The 6000-nt window shown below is 37.6% G+C and carries 4 protein-coding genes; 1 reads left to right on the top strand and 3 read right to left on the bottom strand.

The annotated features are described in order from the left end of the window. A partial coding sequence (locus tag LV92_RS00110) for a fasciclin domain-containing protein (protein ID WP_146613509.1) occupies positions 1-779 on the bottom strand: 779 nt, incomplete at its 3' end. Between the two features lie 151 nt (positions 780-930). Between LV92_RS00110 and LV92_RS00105 the strand changes: the two genes are divergently transcribed. Next, entirely contained in the window at positions 931-1806 is an 876-nt protein-coding gene (locus LV92_RS00105; RefSeq protein WP_111621671.1) for a MerR family transcriptional regulator, read from the top strand. A 189-nt stretch (positions 1807-1995) separates the two neighbouring features. On the opposite strand, the gene LV92_RS00100 is transcribed toward LV92_RS00105, so the two are convergent. Together LV92_RS00100 and LV92_RS00095 are read right to left on the bottom strand one after the other, a co-directional pair. Next, positions 1996-2949: a metallophosphoesterase family protein gene (locus LV92_RS00100; RefSeq protein ID WP_211322909.1), complete on the bottom strand. Its 954-nt coding sequence runs from the start codon at positions 2947-2949 to the stop codon at positions 1996-1998. A 37-nt stretch (positions 2950-2986) separates the two neighbouring features. Next, complete coding sequence (locus LV92_RS00095; RefSeq protein ID WP_111621670.1) at positions 2987-5728, bottom strand: AsmA-like C-terminal region-containing protein; 2742 nt, start codon at positions 5726-5728, stop codon at positions 2987-2989. Positions 5729-6000 lie beyond the last annotated feature (272 nt).

Raw genomic sequence — 6000 nt, 5'->3', positions numbered from 1 at the left:
TCGGCCAAGCTATTGTAATCGTCACCCAATGCATCCAATAGGGCTGCAAAAGCTGTATCGGTAGGTGCAAACACTGTAAAAGGACCATCTGTCTGTAACAGGTCTACCAAACCGGCATCCGCCTGTCCCAAAGCTCCTACCAAAAGAGATAAAAATGGAGTGTCCACTGCCAATTCCACAATATTGGGCAAAGGTTCTGGATTAAGGGCATCCAAAACTTCCTGAGGGACCAATACCTTGTCTATAACATGTACTATACCGTTGGAAGCCATTACATCAGCAGGGCCAACTTTTGCATCCGTATCGGTCGGATCCTGAATATAAACATCACCGTCTATTCTGACAGTAATTTTTTCGCCTTGCAGAGTGGTAAATTCTTGGCCATTGGAAAGCGAACTAGAAGTAGCCGCTGCTCCTACCACTACGTGATACTTTAAAATAGTAGCGAGGATTTCCCTTTTCTCTGGGGTATCAAAGTCGCTCAAGCTATCAAATCCATCCAGACTGGCCAATAGAGCTGTAAATGCTCCATTGGTCGGTGCAAATACAGTAAACGGGCCATTGCCGCTCAAAGCTCCTATTAAATCTGAATCGGCGTTTTCATCCGCCTTTGCCAAAGCAGCAACCAAGCTACTTAAAATGTCCGTGTCCTGAGCCGTTTCCACAATGGTTGTCAAAGTGGGCTCATCAATAATGTCATTGTCATCATCATTACTACATGATACAACCAATAACAAAGAACTGAATAATGTTAAAAAATAAATTCCAAATTTTTTCATGTCTAATTATTTTAGGTTAATACTTGGACAAATATAGACATTTATTTTTACTGTCCAACTTATTTTAATAAATAATTAGACAAAAAATATTTTAAGCTTTCTAAACTGGATTTTTTGTTTAACTTTACCCAATAATTTATTAGACAGTCTTATGAGCAGATATTCCATGGCGCAGATAGTTTCATTAACAGGTATCAATTCACATACCTTAAGAAAATGGGAAAGTCGATACGATTTTTTAGTTCCTGAAAGAACAGATTCCAATATCCGGTACTATACGGACGCTCAATTAAAGAAACTATTGAACATTAGTATCCTTAGAAGTCAAGGTGTACGTTTATCTGCTATAGGCAAGATGACGGACGAAGAAATTCACGAGATGGTCGCAGAGGCCTTGAACGAGTCTAACCAAGATGCTAATGTGAATGCCTTGGTATTGAGCATGATTAATTTGGACGAACAGGAATTTGACAACATTATCAAATCCCAGATTCTAAAAAATGGTATTTTAACTACATTTACCGAAGTACTATATCCCTTTCTGCACAAGGTAGGTGTTCTTTGGGGCATCAATAAGATTATGCCAGCTCAAGAGCATTTTGTATCCAACCTGATCCGTCAAAAAATATGTTCCGCTATAGATTTATTGCCCATTGCACCAAAGAATGCCCCAAAAATAATTCTGTTCCTGGCCGAAGGTGAAAACCATGAAATTGGCCTATTGTTGGCCCAATTTATTGCCAAACAGCTAGGATATAGGGTTTTCTATCTTGGCCAAAATGTGCCCCATGACAATGTAATAACCATGGCGGAATTGGTAAAACCGAACTATTTATTGACCTTTTTTGTTACAACCACAGCCTCTGTTTTGGTAGAAAAAGTCTTCAAATTATCCTCAGAGGCCAAAACTCCCCTATTATTCTCAGGCAGCCCTATTAATTTTGAACCTAATAATAATATGGTCACCTACCTTAAAAGCCCAACAGATTTGATTACGATTTTGGAAGAGGAATTGTCTACCACCTGATTTTGGAAACCCAAAACAAAGGTTGTCTGTTGGTATAATTTCACCAAGGTGATGGCTAGAATTGAAAAAATCCCAATTCACTTAATTGGGATACTTCCTATTGCAAACTTCAGCTGAAAGGTCTTTAAGAACAATACCTTGAATTTTAGAATAAAACAGAAAAACTAAAAATCCCAATTTTTACTTATGCTAAAAGCGTAAATCCCGCTTGGATATTTCCGGTTTTACGTACTTTCTTAAAGATTCGGGATAACCAAGTTCCCAGGGCGATGGTCCTACCCACTCTGATTTTTTACCATTGATTTTAATATACCCTTCAGAAGAAATCTCAACAACAGTAAACAAGGGTTCCTTGTATGGTGCCGTAAATTTTATCCATTTAAATTCTTTGTCTATCTCATTGCTGTACCTTACTTGGGTGTAAGCTTCATCCATCCACTTATAGGCCATTGAATTAATAGTGATATACCAAATATCATTTATTTCTTGAGCATCATCATAATGGGCATGGCCATTAAAACAGGCGATTATTCTGTTTTTAGAATTATTGGCATTATGCTCTTCCAGAATTTCCCTTACCTCACTATCATTTTCCAAACCATAGGGCTCCTTTTCAGTATTTGGGAGCCTAACTAATCCTTGATGCGAAAAGATAACCACTGGAAATATAGCTTTTGAAAGGGTATCTTTTAACCACTGCATCTGTGATGCCCCAATAAATTGTTTGTAACCTTTATCATCTTCACTCTTTGGATCGTTGCCGTCCAATACGATAAATGTAAAGTTGTTCTTATTAAAGGTATAATGCCCACTCTTCATATCACGATAGGCAAGAGCTTCATTCCTAGAAAAGCCTCCGTCCATTTCGTGATTACCTATAACATGATATTTTTCCCCTGGAAATGAGTTCCATATATCAAAAAGCGAAGCATATTTTTCCGCAGGAGTTCCAAAATCGCCCAGTTCAATTATAAAATCGGGCTTGGCGTTGGCCATACTATCTATAAAAGTGCTTATCCGGTATTCGGAGTCGTGCATTGTGGGCAAATGCACATCGGAACACATTCCAATTTTTATAGTGTTGTAGGTATCTTGTGAAATACCCTTTGCACATATAATTACAAGGAATAGTATTCCAAACAATGGCCTTAGCTGTTGTTTTATGATTTGGTTTATTGGTCTATTGCACACTATCTTTTTTCTTTTCTTCCTCCTTTTTTTTACTAAAAAGTCCACCAATAATTTTTTTAGCTACTTCTTTCTGGGCCTCCTTTTTGGCTGCAGTTGTGGTATCCGTTTTTGTGGTAGAATCCGTTTTTTTCGTAGCAGCCCCCAATAGACCTCCTATGACATCCTGAGTTTTTTCCTGGTTTTCCTTTTTGGTAGAGTCAGTAGCTTTCTGATTTTTTGCAATAAGATCACCTATAAAATCCTTGGCCTTGTCCTTCCCCTTATTGATCAATTTTTGCTTTTCTATCTCTACCAGCTGGGACGTTAGATTTTTAATACCGGAAGTAAGGTCGGTAGTCACCGTAGGGCTGGTATAACCTCCACCTATATTGGCGGTTATTGGAATCGTTAAATTCTCCAACGACTTTTCATCTATCCTAGCAATTAAAGTATTAATATCCTTTCCCAAATACTTGGCTGGAACCTCAATTGTAGCGGCGTAGTTCAGTTTTTGGTCAAAAGTATGGCTCCCGGCAACATTAATGGCGAAATCCTGATATTTAATGGTAAACGGCTTAACCTTTACCACTCCGTCCTCAAAAGACAATGCGGTTTTCAAATCCTTCAAATTCAATTTATCAAGATTTAAAAAGCTCAATTTACTATCCAAGGCCGTAAGTAAAGGGGCACTTTCAGCATCAATTTTATCGGTCAATAATTCAGCCAATATATTTCCTGAAATGGTATTTAAATTGGGTGTAAAATCGTCCTTTAAACTTCCTGATATCTGTATATCGGAATTTAAGGTCCCCTGTAGAATTTTAGCTATAGGTGCAAGTGTTCTAAACATTTCCAAAGCATTAAAGGTCTCTGCAATCTTAAAACTATTCATCCCCAACTTCATGTCAAAGGTAGGTGTAGCCTCCTTGGTGGAAACCTCTCCATTAAGTGCCAATTTACCATCAAAGATAGAAGAGGTCATATTGGACAGTATGGCTTTCTCATCCCTAATTACCAGGGTTCCCTTTACATCCTTCAAAGTAAGGTTGTCATAAATTACAGTATTGGCACTGGCATTTATGGTACAATCCAAAAAGGAAGGTATCTTGATTTTTTCCTCAGTGGAAGTAGTTGAGGGCTCCTTATCTGCCCCACCACTAACTTCTGTGGTTTCTGCCACCATAAAATCATTAACGGCAAAAGTGTTGGATTTCAGATTAAAGTTACCCTCTATGTTTTCATTGTTGAACATAAATCCCAACAGATTATTAATGGTCCCAGAAGCATCAAAATCTGTTTTTCCAGTAGCCCCTGCTAAATTGTTCAGGGTTACCGTAGTAGGATTAAAGGTAACCGAAGTACTTCTTAAAATAATAGGGTTGGGAAATTCCTCGGACTTATATTCAAAGTCGCTCAATTTTAAGTTACCGGCAGTTTTAGTATTTTCATACTTCTTGTTTTCTATAGATGCCATATCGAAGGCCGTAGAAATATCGGCAATTAAAATTCCCTTTAAATTTAAATCGGCAGGAACCGGATAGGCCTTGGAAATATTGGCAAGATTCATTTTTCCATCTATCTTGGCATTTACCTTGGTATTCCCCATAAGGTCGCTTATTTTGGCCACCATATTAAACTTATCCTCATCTATCATAAAAGACAACTTTCGGATATCAACAAAGGTATCTTCAGTAATACCGGTATTATTTGAAATTTCGGTATCTATAAATACATTTCGGACCGCTTTGGGCAAATCTGGATACTTAAAGGAGGCATTATCCGAATTTATATCTATTTTGAACTGAGGAATATGATCGTCATCCACTATCCCTTTGAATACTCCGGCAACGGTAAAGTTTCCAGTTGTAGACACCTGTGCAATATCTTTGGAATACGCTTCGGGAATAACGGCCAAAAAGTTTTTAAAATCGGAGGAAGGTGTTTTAAAGCTAATGTTTACCTCCTGGTTGTCCTCATTCAATTTCACGAACCCGTCAAAAACCAAGGCCAGCTGATTTACCATGGCCTCATTCTTTAAAAAGGTATACTTGCTTTCCTTTAAGTCAACTCCTATAAGAGCCTTCAGTTGAACCGGATTCTTATTCAGATATTGCGTGCTATCCATAACAAAAGAAACCAAACCACTGGTCTCTGTGTCCAATTCAGAGTTTTCCAAGGACAGATCTCCCTTACCGCTATGGTTCATTTCTGTAACCGCAAAGGACATGCCACTGGAAAGGTTATCATATTTTATAGCCGCATTATTAATGGTGTAAGACTCCATGGACAAGTTAAAACTACTTTCGGATGAAGCAGTATCCGACGCAGTATCCGGGGCAGAACCATCCTCAACAGCAATGTCATAGTTGGCATTTTCCTCTTTGTCCACCTTTATATTTATAAGTGGGCGATCCAATATTAAACTTTTTATGGCAATGGGTTCACTGGCATCCTTGAACAGTTCCTTAATGGACATGTCCAAGCTTACCCTGTCCGATGCAAATAAGGTATCGCCCTCAAAGGGAGCTTTATTAATCAATGTTATGTTATCCAAAGTAACGGTAGCATTGGGAAAACTTCTGAAAAGAGTTAAATCGGCCTCTGAGAAATCAAAAGTAGCATTGATGTTATTATTCACCTTTTCCTTAATGATGCCCGCAATTTTACCTTTTAAGAAAAACGGGGCAGCAACAAGAAGTAAAATCAATACCAAAAATACGCCACCAACAATCTTTAAAATTTTCTTTTTCATTTGTTACTATTTATAATTATATAAGCAATACGATCAATTTATGGTCAAAAAGGAGCAATCCACCCATATCTCAACAATCTTTTCTTTTACATTTAGGTTTATGGTTCAATATTAAATAGAAATTGGACATAAGGTTAAGCGTATACCTTTAAATATTGACGCAATTCTACAATATATCACCAAGTAAAATCAAAATTCCCACTTAGTTTAAACAAAATTTAACATCGATATAAAAAACACTTTGAATATTGCCATTCCAGCAAGTTCACCAA

Source organism: Arenibacter echinorum (genome assembly GCF_003259375.1).
Taxonomy (GTDB): domain Bacteria; phylum Bacteroidota; class Bacteroidia; order Flavobacteriales; family Flavobacteriaceae; genus Arenibacter; species Arenibacter echinorum.
This window is presented reverse-complemented; position numbering and strand designations above follow the sequence as displayed.